The 15620-nt window shown below is 69.5% G+C and carries 15 protein-coding genes; 3 read left to right on the top strand and 12 right to left on the bottom strand.

The window, feature by feature from the left end; all coding sequences use genetic code 11:
• Positions 1 to 15: 15 nt before the first annotated feature.
• A complete protein-coding gene (locus M2437_RS17890) occupies positions 16 to 1833 on the top strand; it encodes a cation:proton antiporter domain-containing protein (protein ID WP_253388241.1) in 1818 nt (605 codons plus the stop codon).
• Between the two features lie 12 nt (positions 1834 to 1845).
• On the opposite strand, the gene M2437_RS17885 is transcribed toward M2437_RS17890, so the two are convergent.
• From M2437_RS17885 to M2437_RS17860, 6 genes are all read right to left on the bottom strand, one after another.
• Positions 1846 to 2949, bottom strand: a complete 1104-nt coding sequence (locus M2437_RS17885; RefSeq protein ID WP_244426791.1) for a helix-turn-helix transcriptional regulator — start codon at positions 2947 to 2949, stop codon at positions 1846 to 1848.
• A 324-nt stretch (positions 2950 to 3273) separates the two neighbouring features.
• On the bottom strand, positions 3274 to 5364 hold the full coding sequence (gene glyS / locus M2437_RS17880; protein WP_253388240.1) for a glycine--tRNA ligase subunit beta: 2091 nt from the start codon (positions 5362 to 5364) through the stop codon (positions 3274 to 3276).
• Positions 5365 to 5519: 155 nt separating this feature from the next.
• Positions 5520 to 7406, bottom strand: coding sequence for a PhoX family protein (locus M2437_RS17875; protein ID WP_253388239.1), 1887 nt, complete (start codon positions 7404 to 7406; stop codon positions 5520 to 5522).
• A 194-nt stretch (positions 7407 to 7600) separates the two neighbouring features.
• Positions 7601 to 8044, bottom strand: coding sequence for a DUF3828 domain-containing protein (locus tag M2437_RS17870; protein WP_253388238.1), 444 nt, complete (start codon positions 8042 to 8044; stop codon positions 7601 to 7603).
• Between the two features lie 3 nt (positions 8045 to 8047).
• Positions 8048 to 8986 (bottom strand): glycine--tRNA ligase subunit alpha, encoded by a 939-nt coding sequence (locus M2437_RS17865; protein WP_253388237.1) that lies wholly within the window; start codon positions 8984 to 8986, stop codon positions 8048 to 8050.
• A 95-nt stretch (positions 8987 to 9081) separates the two neighbouring features.
• Positions 9082 to 9204, bottom strand: coding sequence for a hypothetical protein (locus M2437_RS17860; protein WP_256371246.1), 123 nt, complete (start codon positions 9202 to 9204; stop codon positions 9082 to 9084).
• 286 nt (positions 9205 to 9490) lie between these two features.
• Here M2437_RS17860 and M2437_RS17855 point away from each other — a divergent pair, with 286 nt between their 5' ends.
• Positions 9491 to 9733, top strand: coding sequence for a hypothetical protein (locus M2437_RS17855; RefSeq protein WP_253388236.1), 243 nt, complete (start codon positions 9491 to 9493; stop codon positions 9731 to 9733).
• 11 nt (positions 9734 to 9744) lie between these two features.
• On the opposite strand, the gene M2437_RS17850 is transcribed toward M2437_RS17855, so the two are convergent.
• The 5 genes from M2437_RS17850 to M2437_RS17830 form a co-directional block, all read right to left on the bottom strand.
• Positions 9745 to 10308 (bottom strand): TetR/AcrR family transcriptional regulator, encoded by a 564-nt coding sequence (locus tag M2437_RS17850; protein ID WP_253388235.1) that lies wholly within the window; start codon positions 10306 to 10308, stop codon positions 9745 to 9747.
• 3 nt (positions 10309 to 10311) lie between these two features.
• Positions 10312 to 10776: a nuclear transport factor 2 family protein gene (locus M2437_RS17845; protein WP_056456082.1), complete on the bottom strand. Its 465-nt coding sequence runs from the start codon at positions 10774 to 10776 to the stop codon at positions 10312 to 10314.
• A gap of 630 nt (positions 10777 to 11406) precedes the next feature.
• The gene (locus M2437_RS17840) at positions 11407 to 12267 is read right to left on the bottom strand and encodes a S49 family peptidase (RefSeq protein ID WP_253388234.1); all 861 of its coding nucleotides are present in this window, start codon (positions 12265 to 12267) and stop codon (positions 11407 to 11409) included.
• A 225-nt stretch (positions 12268 to 12492) separates the two neighbouring features.
• On the bottom strand, positions 12493 to 13245 hold the full coding sequence (locus M2437_RS17835) for a tRNA1(Val) (adenine(37)-N6)-methyltransferase (RefSeq protein WP_253388233.1): 753 nt from the start codon (positions 13243 to 13245) through the stop codon (positions 12493 to 12495).
• Positions 13246 to 13256: 11 nt separating this feature from the next.
• Positions 13257 to 13484 (bottom strand): putative signal transducing protein, encoded by a 228-nt coding sequence (locus M2437_RS17830; RefSeq protein ID WP_012753244.1) that lies wholly within the window; start codon positions 13482 to 13484, stop codon positions 13257 to 13259.
• Positions 13485 to 13678: 194 nt separating this feature from the next.
• Between M2437_RS17830 and M2437_RS17825 the strand changes: the two genes are divergently transcribed.
• Entirely contained in the window at positions 13679 to 14701 is a 1023-nt protein-coding gene (locus M2437_RS17825; RefSeq protein ID WP_015823345.1) for a polyprenyl synthetase family protein, read from the top strand.
• Between the two features lie 18 nt (positions 14702 to 14719).
• On the opposite strand, the gene M2437_RS17820 is transcribed toward M2437_RS17825, so the two are convergent.
• Positions 14720 to 15595, bottom strand: a complete 876-nt coding sequence (locus M2437_RS17820) for a 4-(cytidine 5'-diphospho)-2-C-methyl-D-erythritol kinase (protein ID WP_253388232.1) — start codon at positions 15593 to 15595, stop codon at positions 14720 to 14722.
• Positions 15596 to 15620 lie beyond the last annotated feature (25 nt).

The raw sequence follows: 15620 nt of genomic DNA, 5'->3' as shown, positions 1-15620 counted from the left end.
GAGGATAGAAGCGCGTTGCAACACGCCACCGATCTCATTTCGATCATCGCGCTGGGGCTGGTCTGCGCGTTCATCGGCGGCATGCTGGCCCAGCGGATGCGGCTTCCCCCGCTCGTCGGCTACCTCGTCGCCGGCATCGCCATCGGCCCGTTCACGCCGGGTTTCGTCGGCGATCCGGCTTTGGCGAGCCAGCTCGCCGAACTCGGCGTCATCCTGCTGATGTTCGGCGTTGGGCTCCACTTCTCCATCGGCGACCTGCTCGCGGTCCGCACCATCGCCCTGCCCGGTGCGATCGTGCAGATCACGGTGGCGACCGCCATGGGCGCGGGTCTCGCCTGGGGCTTCGGCTGGGGGGCCGGGGCGGGCCTCGTCTTCGGGCTGGCGCTCTCGGTGGCGAGCACCGTCGTGCTGCTGCGGGCGCTCGAAGGGCAGGGGCTTCTCGACTCGGACAAGGGCCGCATCGCCGTCGGCTGGCTGATCGTCGAGGATCTCGCCATGGTGGTGGCCCTGGTGCTGCTGCCGGCGCTGGCGCCCTCGCTCGGCGGCGAGGCGATGCAGGCCGCCGGCCATCACGGGCCGCCGGAGCACGGCCTGTGGGTGACGCTCGGGCTGACGCTCGCCAAGGTCGGCGTGTTCATCGCCGTGATGCTCGTCGGCGGGCGGCGCCTCATTCCCTACCTGCTGGGTCTGGCGGCCCGCACCGGCTCGCGCGAGCTGTTCACCCTGGCCGTGCTGGCGAGCGCCGTCGGTATTGCCTTCGCCTCGTCCGAGCTGTTCGGCGTGTCCTTCGCCCTCGGCGCGTTCTTCGCCGGGATGGTGCTCGCCGAATCGGACCTCAGCCATCAGGCGGCGGCCGATTCCCTGCCGTTGCAGGACGCCTTCGCGGTGCTGTTCTTCGTCTCGGTCGGCATGCTGTTCGATCCCGGCATCGTCCTGCGCGAGCCGCTCTCGATCCTCGGCGTGGTCGGCGTCATCGTGCTCGGCAAGTCGGTGGCGGCCATCGCCATCGTGCTCGCCTTCGGTCACCCCGTCGGCACGGCGCTGACCATCGCCGCGAGCCTCGCGCAGATCGGCGAGTTCTCCTTCATCCTGGCCGGTCTCGGCATTTCGCTGAAGCTGCTGCCGGAGGAGGGGCGCGACCTGATCCTCGGCGGCGCGCTGCTGTCGATCACCCTCAACCCGCTGTTCTTCGCACTGGCCGGCCGGGTGTCGCGCTGGCTCGGCGAGCGGCCGGAGCTGCGCCGCCGCCTGGAGCGCCGCGCCGCCGCTCCGCTGCCGGTCAACGCATCCGCGCCCGGCATGAGCGGCCACGCGGTGATCATCGGCTACGGCCGTGTCGGCAGCGCCATCGGCAAGGCGTTAGAGGATTGGAACCTGCCCTTCGTGGTGGTGGAGCGCGACCGGCGGCGGGTCGAGGAGTTGCGCGCCCAGGGCGTGCCGGCGGTGTTCGGGGACGCCACGGCGCCCGGCATCCTGGAGGCCGCCGATATCGGCTCCGCCCGCCTCGTCGTCGTCGCGACGCCCGACCCGCATCAGGCGCGCCGGCTGCTCACCAAGGCACGGGCGACCAATCCCAGCATCGACAGCGTGGTGCGAACCCATAGCGACAGCGAGCGCCGCCGGTTGGAGGAGGACGGCGTCGGCCTCGTCCTCATGGCCGAGCGGGAACTGGCGCTCGGCATGATGACCTACGCCCTGCGCAGCCTCGGCGTGCGCGAGGGCGAGGCGCGGCTGTTCGTGGATTCGAGCCGCTCGGAGAGCCAGGGCACGCCGGTCGCCGAACCGGAGCTGCCCGCGCCCGAACTGCGCCTGCGCCGGGACGAGCCGGAATAAGAGATCCGGTGGTCAGAGGCTGTCGAGACGGGTGATGAAGACCGCCAGCTCGCTCTGCCGACGGATCGCCAGCTTGCCGTAGACCGCCTTGAGCTGGCTGCGGACCGTGCTCTCGCCGACGGCGAGTTGCTCGGCCACCTCCCGCGGCGCCGCGCCCCGGCCGACCAGTGCCGCGACCCGCGCCTCGGCCCGGGTGAGGCCGAGCTGTTCCAGCAGCGGCTCGATCGGGCGCGTGCTCGGCGCGAGCAGGTCGCGCAGGAGTAGGACCACGCCGCCGCCGAGCCCGGCGCCGGCCACCGGAAACGGATCGGCGCCGCGCAAGGGGAGCGCCTCGACATAGAGCGGGCGCCCGCCGCCCCGGCGGCGCAGGAGGATCGTCTCCTGTCGCGGCCAACTGCGCTCCGGCAGAACATCCGCCAGGAAGCGGCCGAACCGCGCGCTGTCGATGGGCTCCGCCGCCTCCGGTTCGGCACCGGTGCGCAGGGCGAGGTAGCCCGCCGCCAGCCTTTCCGCCACGGGGCTGACAAGCCGGACACGGCCGCGGACATCGAGGACGACGATGCCGGCGCGCATCCGCTCCAGGGCGGAGGTCAGACCCTCCGCCTCGCGCCGCATCTCGCCGACGAGCGCCGTCAGCCGGAAGGCGCGGATGACGTGCGGGCCGACGAGCCCCATCCGCTCGATCTCGGCGCCCTCGAACGGCCCGTTGCGCACATCGCGCGAGGCGCTGAACGACAGGGTGTGGCGGTCCATCGGATCGGCCCCGACATAGGCGCAGAGATTGGCGAGGCGGTGCCGGTCGATGAAGTGCTGGAAGAACGGATCGGCGCGCTTCTCCTCCGCCGTGAGGTACATCTCGTCGACCGTGACCATGCCCGGCCGCATGATGCCGCGTTCCCGGCCGAGGCGGATGCGCGTGTCATGCTGCCACCAGCCGCCGACGCCGTAATCGAGATTCACGTCGGCGATCCGCTCGGAGGCCAGCGTCTGCGCCGTGCGCGCGGGATCGTGCGAGACGATCACCGCACCGCGGGCCCCGACCGCATCGGCGATCCCGTCGAGCGCGTCAGACCACGTCTCGGGTTCGACGGCCGCCGCGTAACACGCGTCGATCAAGGCGAGAGGATCGAAACCGGGCATCGACCGACATGAGAGATGTCGACCTGATTCCATCGGGTCGGCGCCTCCGGACCCTCATTGTGATGCGCCTTCCTTCGCCGAACCGGCAACCACTTCGACGGAAGGCGCTCCGGGTGGAACGAACCCCAGTCTGAAGCATGTTCCAGGGCAACCGACGATTGCCGCGGAGCCACAGCTCTCGATCTTGAGGGGTCTTTCCCGGATTGCCTCACGGCTTGCGGCGGAAATGTTACGCTCACGCGCGAACGCCGCCGCGAAGCCCGGATCGCCCCGCCGAGCCAGGGAGGCCGGGCCGCCCCGTCAGCCCTCGATGCGGGAGAAGTCGGCCACTTCGCGGGTCGCCGCGCGCAGGGCGTTGAGGAGCAGGAGCCGGTTCTTGCGCAGGGCCGGGTCGTCGGCGTTGACGGTGACCTTTTCGAAGAAGGCGTCCACCGGCGCCCGCAGCCGCGACAGCGCCCGCATCGCCCCGGCGAAATCCTCGGCCGCCACCGCCGCGGAAGCCTCCTGGCGGGCCGCCGCCAGTGCCTCGGCGAGCGCCCGCTCCTCCGGCTGGCCGGAAGCGGCCAGCGCCGCATCGGGAGCCTCGTCGTAGGCGCCGCCGTCCTTCTTCTCCTCGATGCGCAGGATGTTGGCCGCACGCTTGTAGCCGGCGAGCAGGTTTTTTCCGTCATCGGTGGCAAGGAACGCGCCCAGCGCCTCGACCCGCCGGACGACCAACAAAAGATCGTCCTGGCCGGGAAGGGCGAACACCGCGTCGATCAGGTCGTGACGAGCGCCCTGGTCGCGCAGGTAGACCTTGAGACGATCGGCGAAGAAGGCGAGGAGATCCGCCGTGCGCTCGTCGCTTCCGCTTGCGAAACGGCCTTTCAGAAGGGAGGCCAGCGACAGCCGCAGCGACCGTTCGATCACGGCGCGGATCACGCCCAAAGCCGCCCGCCGCAACGCGAACGGATCCTTGCTGCCGGTCGGCTTCTCGTCGATCGACCAGAAGCCTGCGAGCGTATCGAGCTTGTCGGCGAGCGCCACGGCGATGGAGACCGGATCGGTCGGCACGCGGTCGCTCGGACCCACCGGCTTGTAGTGCTCCTCGATCGCCGCGGCGACGCTGTCGTGCTCGCCCTGAAGCGCCGCGTATTTGCGGCCCATCAGGCCCTGCAATTCCGGAAACTCGCCGACCATCTCGGTGACGAGATCGGCCTTGGCGAGCCGGGCCGCGCGCTCGGCCAAAGCCGGGTCGGCCCCGACCAGCGGGGCGATTTCCTTCGCGAGCGCAGCGATGCGGGCGACGCGCTCGCCTTGCGTGCCGAGCTTCTCGTGGAAGACGATCGAATCGAGCTTGGGGAGGCGGTCCTCCAGCTTCGTCGCTTTGTCGGTCTCCCAGAAGAAGCGTGCGTCCGAGAGCCGGGCCCGCACCACGCGCTCGTTGCCGGCGGTGATCGCCGCGCCGCCATCGGAGGCGATGAGGTTCGAGACCAGGACGAAGGCCGGCGCCAGCTCGTCCGAGCCGGATTTGCGCAGCACGAAGCACTTCTGGTTGGCGCGGATCGTCGCCCGGATCGCCTCGGCCGGGATCTCCAGGAAGCGCTCCTCGAACGAGCCCATCAGCACCACGGGCCGTTCCACCAGCCCGGCCACCTCTTCTAGCAGACCTTCGTCCTCCACGAGGTCGAGGCCGCGGGCGAAGGCGAGATCCTTCGCGTCGTGCAGGATGATGTCCTTGCGCCGGTCGGCATCGAGGATCACGTCGGCGCGCTCCAGCGCCTGCACGTAATCGTCGAAGCGGCGCACCTCGAAGGGTTCGGGCGCGAGGAAGCGGTGGCCGCTCGTGACCGTGCCGGCGGTGATGCCATCCACCGAGAACGGCACGACCTCCGGCGTCTCGGTCTCGGGGCCGAAGGTGGCGACGATCGATTGCAGCGGGCGCACCCAGCGCAGGGAGCCGGGCTGGGCCGAGGCCGCGCCCCAGCGCATCGATTTTGGCCAGGGGAAGCTCTTGATGATGCCCGGCAGGATCTCGGCGAGCACGTCGAGCGTCTCGCGGCCGGGCCGCTCGATCACCGCGAGGTAGAACTCCCCCTTCTTCGGATCGGTGACGGTGGTGGCCTGATCGAGGCTCGCGAGCCCCGCGCTCTTCAGGAAGCCTTGCACGGCGGCTTCCGGCGCGCCGACACGGGGGCCGCGCCGCTCCTCGCGCACCGCCTCGCAGCGGGCGGGCAGCCCGGCGACGTGCAGCGCCAGCCGCCGCGGCGTCGCGAAGGCCTTTGCGCCCTCGTAGAGGAAACCGCGCTCGACCAGCGCGTCGGTGACGAGCTTCTTCAGATCCTCGGCCGCACGCCGCTGCATGCGCGCGGGGATCTCTTCGGAGCGGAGTTCGAGCAGAAGGTCAGGCATGCGCGCGGGAATAGCCGCCCGCTCGGGCCGCGTCGAGACGGGAGATGGTCCCCATCTGTCACCGCCGCCCCATCGTCATCGCGCGCGTCGGCGAAGCAGTCCAAGGACGCGGTTTCTCCGGATCGATTCGGCGTCTCCTCGGGATGAAAGTCCCGTCAGCCGATCCGTCCGCCCCCCGTCCGCCGCACCGCCACAACGGAGGGCCGCGGCGGCAGGTCGGGTGAAAAATCCGGCCAGCGGGTCGAGGGCTTCTCGTAGGAGCCGAGGGCGCCCTCCTCGTCGGGCTCGCCGGGATGCTGGACGGCGACGAAGAAGGTCTCGTCGTCGGGGGTGAAGCAGGGGCCGCATATCTCGGCGCCCACCGGCACCCGCAGGAAGTGGCGCGCGGTGCCCCGGCGCGGGCCTTCCGTTTCCACCGCCCAGATGCCATCGGCCCGGCCGGTGGCACGGCGGTTGTTGCCGTCGGTGGCGATCCAGAGGCGGCCGCGCCCGTCGACGGTGCAGTTGTCGGGCATCCCGAACCACCCGTTCTCCGTGGTGAGCGCGGAAAAGCTCGCCTTCACCTCGGGCTTGGCCGGGTCGCCGCAGCGCACCAGCACCTCCCAGCGGAAGATCGCGGCCGCGTGGTCGGTGCCGTCGGGGGTGATCTCGATGACGTGGCCGAAGGCGTTGGGGCCGCGCGGGTTGGCGGGCTCCTCTTGATCGGCGGTGCGCTTCCCGTTGTTGGTCAGCATTACGTAGACGCGGCCGGTGCGCGGGTTCGCCTCGATGTCCTCGGGCCGATCCATCGGTGTGGCGCCGAGGCTCTTGGCGGCGCGGCGGGTCTCGATCAGCACGTCGGCCTGGCCAGCGAAACCGTTGCTCGCATCGAGCCCGTTCGCGCCGTGCACCAACGGCAGCCAGCGGCCGGTGCCGTCGGGCTCGAACCGGGCGACGCTGAGCGTGCCGGAATCGAGAAGGTCGGCGTTGGCCGCGCGCTCGGCCTGCACCCGGCCCTCGCTGACGAAGCGGTAGACGTGCTGGAAGCGCTCGTCGTCGCCGAGATAGACGACGTAGCGTCCGTCGAGCGAACGCGCGCCCGCCGCACCTTCATGCTTGAACCGGCCGAGCGCCGTGCGCTTCTTCGGCGTCGAGGCCGGATCGAACGGGTCGATCTCGACCACCCAGCCGAACCGGTTCGGCTCGTTCGGCGCCTGCGCGAGATCGAAGCGCGGATGGAAGCGGCTCCAGGCATATTGCGGGCTGCCCAGGCCGATCGCCTTCGCGTTGCCGGCCTCCGCATGTCCGGCAGGGAGAGCTCCGGAGAAGTAGTAGTTGATGTTCTCCTCGCCCGAGAGCCACGTGCCCCAGGGCGTGACACCGCCCGAGCAGTTATTGATCATGCCGAGCACGCGCCGGCCGCTCGGGTCGGCCTCGGTCATGAGGCGGGGATGACCCGCCGCCGGGCCGGTGAGGGCGATCGGCGTCTCCGCCGTGATGCGCCGCGTGTAGGGCGAGCCGATCACCGGGCGCCAGCCTTCCGTCTCGCGGACGATCTCGACCACCGAGCCGCCATGGGCGGCCATCTCGATCGCAACCTGTTCCGGGCTCAGGGCGGCGATCACGCCCTTGCGGTCGGCGGCCCCGAGGCCGGGAAACATCAGCTCGGCATTGGTGTATTCGTGATTGACCACGAGCAGGCCACGCCGGCCGTCTTTGTCGAGCGGGATGAAGCCGACGAAGTCGTTGTTGTAGCCGAACTGGCGCTCCTGAGCCCGCGCGCTCTGCTTTTGCGGATCGAAGGCCGGCGCCTCGGGAAACAGCGGGTCGCCCCAGCGCATCAAGGGTTTCGCCTCGTAGCCCTCGGCCACGTGCAGGTGCTCATCGATTCCGGCGGCGAGTTCGGGGAAGTCGAAGGCGGAGGCCTCGGCGGGAGCCGCGACGGTCTGCGGTGCGATTCCGGCGGCGAGTGCGGCGGCGAGCGAGCCACGCATCAGGTCGCGCCGGGAGAAGCGCTGCGCGATCACCGCATCGAGGGTCGGGGCGTCGGGCGTGTCGGACATCGGGCGCGTCTCATCCACCTTCGTGAGGCGGCGCGCCTACGCCCGTCCGATGTCGCTTCGATGACGGGACGGTTCGCTGCGCGGCCACGCGCTCAAGCGCTTTCCGACGAAGTGGACACCGGTTCGGCGAAAGAAAGCGTGTTGAAACAGAAACCTAGAGACGCCGGCCTGATGCAATGGGGTCGGATACGGCTCTAGGGCAGCGGCGCCGACAGGATCGCGACGAGATCCCAGGTCTCGCCCTTCAGCGAGCGAACGTTGGCGATCTTCCATGCGCCGGCCTCGCGTACGAGGTTGTAGCGCAGTTCCTGCGGCCCGCCGTTGCGGAAAGTCGCCCGCACCTCGGCCCGCTCGCCGTCGTTCGAGAGCGGGGCGAGCGCCAGCGACTTGGCGAAACCCGGCTCGGTGTCCTGGCCGTTAACGTGAAAGGCGAAACCGAGCCGCCCGACCTCGCCCTTGGCCTCGCGCTGGTCGCGCTCGTAGAGCGCGCGTAGGGATTTGGCGTAGAAGCGCACCGCGTTGATGTCGTCCGCCGCGTAGAAGACCCGCACGGTCTCCACCGGGTCGGTCGCGGATTGCGCGAAGGCGGGGCCGACGAGCAGCCCGAGGGTGAGGGCGAGGACGGCGCGGCGGCGCATCGTTCAGGCGGCTGCGGCGTGGCCGCCGGCCTCTGTCTTCAACCATGCGGCGCCGCAGGCCTTGGCCAGTTCGCGCACGCGCAGAATGTAGCTCTGACGCTCGGTGACCGAGATCACGCCGCGGGCGTCGAGCAGGTTGAAGACGTGGCTCGCCTTGATGCACTGGTCGTAGGCCGGCTGCACGATGCGGTGGCGCGCGCCCTCGCTCTCGGGGGCTCCGGCTTCGAGATAGAGGCGGCAGGTCTTCTCCGCATCGGCGAAGTGGCGGAACAGCATCGCCGTGTCCGCGGCCTCGAAGTTGTGCCGCGAATATTCCTGCTCGGCCTGGAGGAAGACGTCGCCGTAGGTGACCTTCTCGTCACCCTCGCCGCCGTTGAAATTGAGATCGTAGACGTTCTCGACGCCCTGCACGTACATCGCGAGGCGTTCCAGACCGTAGGTCAGCTCGCCGGCCACCGGGGCGCATTCGAATCCGGCGACCTGCTGGAAGTAGGTGAACTGGCTCACCTCCATCCCGTCGCACCAGCACTCCCAGCCCAGGCCCCAGGCGCCGAGCGTCGGGCTCTCCCAATCGTCCTCAACGAAGCGGATGTCGTGGAGCTTGAGATCGACGCCGATCGCCTCCAGCGAGGCGAGGTACAGCTCTTGGAGGTTCGGCGGGTTCGGCTTCAGGATCACCTGAAACTGGTAGTAGTGCTGCAGCCGGTTCGGGTTCTCGCCGTAGCGCCCGTCTTTCGGCCGCCGCGAGGGCTGCACATAGGCCGCTTTCCACGGCTTCGGGCCGAGGGCCCGCAGGGTCGTGGCCGGATGGAAGGTGCCGGCGCCGACCTCCATGTCGTAGGGCTGGAGGATCACGCAGCCCTTGGCCGCCCAGAAGCGCTGCAGGGTGAGGATCAGGCCCTGGAACGAGCGTGTGGGCGAAAGGTCGGCGTCACTCGGCATGGAAGGTCCGACAGGAGGGAAGGTGCCGGACCGTTTAAGAGCGGGGGGCGGGGTGTCAAGCAAACTCGCTGCCGGGGCCGCCCCCTGTCATCGGTCTAGGCCCGGGGCGCGGAGCGGGTGAAGTTCCGCTTGGCCGTCCGGTCCTTCGGCACCGCCTGGATTGCCGGCTTGTCCGCCAGCAACTGCTTCACGCGGTCGTTGAAGTCGGTCGCTGACACGGGGCGTGCGCCGCCCTTATCCGAAGAATAAGCCATATCGGTCTCCGCAAAAACGCCCAAAGCACGGGATTGCGCGGAGGGTCTCCTTCATATGGGGCGCCGGCGGGCATTTGCGAGGCCGAGGGCCGAACGGGGCCGGTGGCGAGGCCCCGGTGCGCCCCGGCACATCTTTTTACCGGACGCGGCCGCATCGCGGGAACGGCAAAGGTTTCTGCCAAGTTAAGACGGCAAATGAACAGCCACGCTCCGGCCCTCTCGGCGAGCGGTTAACACTTTCGGACAGATCATGCGCACGGGTTTGACTGTTTTCGCCGCCCTCGTCGCGGCCTCGCTCGCCACCACGTCGCTCATGATGGGCGCTTCGAACGCTTTCGCCACGCAGGATGGCAGCGGCATCGTCGAGAAGACGGTGGCGGTCACCCCCGTCGAGATCGCGCCGGTCGCCGCCATGCCCGCCGCCGAGACCTGCGCCCGCAAGGTCCGGGTGGTCTATTCCGGTTACAGTGCCCTGGCCGGCTGCGCGCGCTGAGCTGAAACCGCTCAGGGTCGGGCAAGGCACCGCACCCGTAATCCGGCCAGGATCCGCTCGAACACCTCCGGCCGGTCGAGGGCGCGGGTCAGCACCACCGCCCCCTGGATGCCGCCGACGACCTCTTCGGCAAGCTCGCCCGCCGACACCGAGGAATGACCCGCCCGACCCAAAGCCGCGGCGAGGGCTTCGACCCAGCGGGCGAAGTAATCCCGAAGACGGCCCGCGAAACGGTCGCGGGCATCGCTTAGGCTCAGGGCCCCGACGAGGCAGACCCGGCGGCCGGAGCGGAAATAGTCGGCGACCGTCGCAAACATCGCCGCCACGGCCGCCGCCGGGTCTTCCGCCTCCCGCAGGGGGCGGAAGACGTTGGCCTCGAACCAGCCGTCGATCTCGGCGAGCACGGCGCCTGCCATCTCCTCCTTCCCGCCGGGAAAGAAGTGGTAGAGGCTGCCCTTGCCGAGCCCCGTCGCCTTCGAGATCAGCGACAGGCTCGCGCCCTCGTAGCCGTGCTCGCGAAACACCTCCGCGAGCAGCGGCAACACGTCGGAGCGTTCGGCGACGGTACGGGCCACGCCCTACAGCCCCAGATCGCTCAAGGACGGGTGGTCGTCGGGACGGCGGCCGAGCGGCCAGTGATACTTCCGGTCGGCTTCGGCGATCGGCAGATCGTTGATGGAGGCGATCCGGTGGCGCATCAGGCCCGCCTCATCGAACTCCCAGTTCTCGTTACCGTAGGAACGGAACCACTGGCCGCTGTCGTCGCGCCACTCGTAGGCGAAGCGCACGGCGATCCGGTTGCCCTGGTGCGCCCAGACTTCCTTGATCAGCCGGTACTCCAACTCACGCGCCCACTTGCGGCGCAGGAAGGCCGCGATCTCCTCGCGTCCCCGGACGAACTCGGCGCGGTTCCGCCAGACGCTGTCCGGCGTGTAGGCAAGGGCGACGCGCTCCGGGTCGCGGCTGTTCCAGGCGTCCTCCGCCATGCGCGCCTTCTGCGCAGCGGTTTCGTCGGTGAAGGGCGGAAGCGGGGGGCGTGACATGGCGGGACCTCTCTGTACCTATCGGTCAACTGCAAACCGATCGGTACAGAAACTCGTTCAAGCCGGCAAGTGCGATTCTGCCGACAAATTTATGAAAGTCGTCCGTTCGGTGCACAACGTAGGCAAGCCGTTCAGGCTCGCGCAGGAACTTTCTAATTCTCTATACGCAAAACCCGATAAGCATACATCCAACACTAAGGTGAAAAGCAAGAAGTAAAACTAGCGATGTTGGCCCGTAGGCGACAGCAATCAATATCCTTAAGATCACGGATTTGATTGGCAGAATCAGACATCCGACCGTCCCAATGAATACTGGCGTATAAATTAAATCTAATCCGACGGCATCAATAAATCCGTAATTTATAAGAAAATATACGAAAAGTGAAACCCAGATCGGCGATAAAATGATCCCGATCACGTAGATTGATTTAAGAACGGTCCGCCTAGACCCAACGCTCATCCATTCGGCAATCCGGTCAACAGGTGATGCGGGCACTGATTTATTCCTACCCGACGTCCTTTCGGACACGTCGTCGCAATAATTCAATGCAATTCTCAATGCATACTGTCGATCTCTTCTGGAGACCTGGCTGAAACTATATGCACGAAGTGTAAGCAATTCCGAGATTGCTATAGTCCCAATCGCGCCCAGGCGGCCCGCTCCTCCACCGCCGCGATCAGCGCATCGGGGAGTCCGGCCGCAGTCTGGCCCGGACCGGCGCGGCGGAGCAGGCGGGCGAGCCAGGAGCCGCGATTCTCGGCCACGAGCCGCAGATCGACCTTCTCGCCGTAACGGGCGCGCAGGGTGCCGCGCAGGTCGCCGATTGCATCGACGAGGCCGAGCTCGAGCGCCTGCCGCCCGGTCCAGACCGCGCCGGTGAACAGGTCGCGGCTGGCATCGAGCGTCGGCCGGCGCTCGCGCACGAGGCCGGAGAACAGGGCCTGCACGTCGGCCTGGATCTCCTTCAGCCGGGCGATGTCCTGCGGGTTTTCCGGGCGGAACGGGTCGAGCATCGCCTTCGCCTCGCCCTGGGTGTGGACGCGGCGCTCGATGCCGATGCGCTCGATCAGCCGGTCGAAGCCGAAGCCGGCCGAGACCACGCCGATGGAGCCAACGAGCGAGGTGGGATCGGCGACGATCTCGTCGGCGGCGCAGGCGATCATGTAGCCGCCCGAGGCCGCGGCATCCTCGACGAAGGCGAAGACCTTGATCTTCTTTTCCTCCGCCAGCGCCCGGATGCGCTGGTAGATCAGGTGCGACTGCACCGGCGATCCGCCGGGGGAGTTGATCACGAGCGCCACCGCCGACAGGCTCGGCATGGTGAAGGCGCGCTCCAGGCTCGGCGCCACCGTGCCGATGGAAAGGCCCGCCCGGATCGGCGAGACGGCGCCGATCGCCCCGCTCAGGCGCACCACGGCGACCCGCGGCGGGGTCTCACGGAAGCGGCGGGGCAGGAGGCGGCGCATCCAGGTCGGGATGGTCAGCGGCATGGCGGCCTTTTTTTCAGAACGCGCGGGTGCGCGGCTTCCTAGATCGCATCTCGACGAAGCGGTCACCGATTCGTCGAAAGACTGCGCGTCTAAACATGGGGCGGGAGACGCCGACCTGATGCAATGGGGTCGGATACGGCTCCACGAGGCAGGTCCCCTCTCCGTTAACAGGACGCCGCCGGGCGATCCATTGCGGCGGGCGCCCGTTTCGACCGGGATCCGGCTTCACGGCGCCGGCCAGGGGTCGCCCCGATGCAGCGCCTCGGCTTCCCCGGTGAAGCGCCCGGCCTCGTCTTGGAGCACCAGCGGCGGCAGCAGGCGAAACGGCGCGCGGCTGCCCTTCACCGCCGCGACCAGCACGCGGATCGCCGGCCGATCGGCCCGCCCGTGAACCGGGCGGGCGGCGCAATCGCCGAAGCGCCCGCGCAGGGCGTCGAGGCAGGCGGGCAGGGCATCGGCCCGGTGGATCAGGCCGAGCCGGCCGCCGGGGCGCAGCAGGTCGGCGCAGGTTCTCAGCCACAGATCGAGCCCGCCGGCCGCGAATGTGTGTGCCGAAGCTTTCTGCGGAACGGGGGAGGGGCGATGTGCGCCCTCCTCGAAGAAGGGCGGGTTGGTCAGCACGATGTCGGCACTGTCCGGCTCCAGGCCCGCCGCCCGGCGCTGCGCGCCCGGTGCAAGGAGATCCGCTTCGATCACCGCGACACGCGCGTCGAGCCCGTTCGCCGCGGCATTCTCGCGGGCAAGGGCAACGAGGTCGGGGTCGCGCTCGACCAGCACCACACGGCCCACCTCGGTGAGCCGCGCCACGGCCAGCCCGACCGCGCCCGTGGCCGCGCCGAGGTCGTAAAGCGTGGCGCCCGGCTCGGGCGCCAGAAGGCGAGCGAGCAGCACCGCGTCGGTGCCGGCGCGGTGGGCGCCGCGGGGCGGCTGGCGCAGCCTCAGGCGACCGCCGAGGAAGGCATCCGGCTCGGCGCTCACGCGTGGCTCACTCAGGGCTCGTCGCGCAGTTCGGCGGACAGGCCGGCATCGATGAGGATGCGGCGGGCCTGCGGCGCATGGTCGTCGGGCACCAGCAGGCGCCGGCCGAACACACCGATCGACCCTTCCAGCGCGCTCATATGCTCGTCGGCGACGAAGAGCGGCACGCCCGCCTCTTCCAGGAGCGAGCGCGCGAAGCCGATCAGGACGATGTCGTTGCTGCGGATCAGTTCCTTCACGGCATCATCATCCTTCGCCGGCACCCCGTGGCGGGATCGCGCGGCCTCCCGGCTGGTAACATTGTCCACGCTGTTGCGCAGCCGTGCGGCACGACCGCGTGTTGCCCTGCCGCCGGCCCCGTGCGACAGGGGCAGCCGCGGGGCAGGGGTTCCGGCAGGGTGCCGGTCGAGAGTTTTTCCGGAGGCATCGCGCTTTGGGCGTCGTCGTTACCCTCGATGAAGGCCGCTCCGATCCGGAGGCCAGCCTCACCGATCTCGTGAGCCTCGTCGCGGCCGGGATGGAGCGGGTGAACGCGACCATCCTGTCGCGCACGGGCTCCGACGTGGCGATGATCCCCGAGGTCGCCAACCACCTGATCGCGTCGGGCGGCAAGCGCCTGCGCCCGATCCTGACGCTCGCCTGCGCCGATCTCTGTGATTACGGCAGCGGCGACGGCGCGGTGAAGCTCGCCGCCGCGGTCGAGTTCATGCACACCGCGACCCTCCTCCACGACGACGTGGTGGACGAGAGCGACATGCGCCGCGGGCGCGTCGCCGCCCGCATCAAGTGGGGCAACGAGGCGAGCGTGCTCGTCGGCGACTTCCTGCTCGGCCAAGCCTTCCGCATGATGGTCGAGGTCGGGAGCCTGCGCGCCCTCGACATCCTGTCCGCGGCGGCCACCGTGATCGCCGAGGGCGAGGTGATGCAGCTCACCGCCGCCAAGAACATCGAGACGAGCGAGGACGAGTATCTCGCCGTGATCCGCGGCAAGACCGCCGAGCTGTTCGCAGCGGCCTGTGAGGTCGGCCCGGTCCTAGCCGGACGGCCGGAATCCGAGCAGGCAGCCTGCCGCGCCTACGGCATGAATCTCGGCATCGCGTTCCAGCTCATCGACGACGTGCTCGATTACGGCGGCACCAGCGCGGCGCTCGGCAAGAATGTCGGCGACGATTTCCGCGAGGGCAAGATCACCCTGCCGATCGTGCTGGCGCTGCGCCGCGGCTCGGACGAGGAGCGCGCCTTCTGGCGCCGCACCCTCGAACGCGAGGATCGGGCGGAGGGCGATCTTCAGCAGGCCCTCGCCATCCTGAGCCGCCATCGCGCCCTGGACGACACGATCGAGCGGGCGCACCACTACGGCGATCAGGCCCGCGCGGCGCTTGAGCCGTTCCCGCAGGGGCCGATGAAGGCCGCCCTGCTGCAGGTGGTCGATTTCTGCATCGCCCGGGCGCACTGAGCGCCCGCAGCTGACGGGTCAGGCGAGCCGCGTCGGCTCGACCCACCAGCCCGGCTCGGCGGTGCGGATCGCTCCGGCCGCAATCTCCGCCGCCCCGTCGTCGGAAAAAATCGCGAACACGGTGGCCCCGGAGCCCGACATCCGCGCGAGCCGGCACCCGGCCTGAGCCCGCAGCAGCGCCAGCGCTTCGCCGATCACCGGGGCGACGGTGAGAGCAGGCGCCTCGAGATCGTTGCGAGCGGGTGTGATAACGCCGAGCACGGCGTCCGCATCGAGACCAGACCCGACGACCGGATGCTCGGCGCCGTCGAGCCGCTGACCGACCGCGAGACCGAGCGCCCTGAAGACCGGCGCGGTCGAGACCGGCACGCCGGGATTGACCAGCACCGCCGGCAGCGATGCGAGGCCGAGCACCGGCCCAATTTCCTCGCCCGCGCCGCGCATCATCCGCGCCTGCGGATCGAGGCAGACCGGCACGTCGGCGCCGGTCGCCCGCGCAGCGGCGATCACAGCAGGATGGTCGAGGTCGAGCCCGTTCAGCTCGGCCAGCAGCCGCAGGGCGGCGGCCGCATCCGAGGAGCCACCACCGATCCCCGCCGCGACGGGCAGTTGCTTGTGCAGGCGGAAGGCGCCGAGCCTCAGGCCGTCCACGCCTGCGGCGAGGTGGCGGGCGGCGCGCAGGACGAGGTTGTCGTCGAGCGGTCCGGCGGGCCCGGCGGTGGGTCCGGAGATGTCCAGCGTCAGATCAGGGCCCGGCACCAGTTCCAGCGTGTCCGCCACGTCGGCGAAGGCCACGAGGCTCTCCAGCGCATGGTAGCCGTCGCCGGGCCGGCGGCCGAGGATGTGCAGGGTCAGGTTGATCTTGGCCGGAGCGCGGGTGGTGAGGACGGACACGGGAGCTCTCGGCCGATGAGGCGGG

The sequence above is a fragment of the Methylorubrum pseudosasae genome (genome assembly GCF_029504475.1).
Lineage (GTDB): Bacteria > Pseudomonadota > Alphaproteobacteria > Rhizobiales > Beijerinckiaceae > Methylobacterium > Methylobacterium extorquens.
The sequence above is the reverse complement of the archived record's forward strand: the minus strand, read 5'-3'. Positions and strand labels throughout refer to the sequence as shown.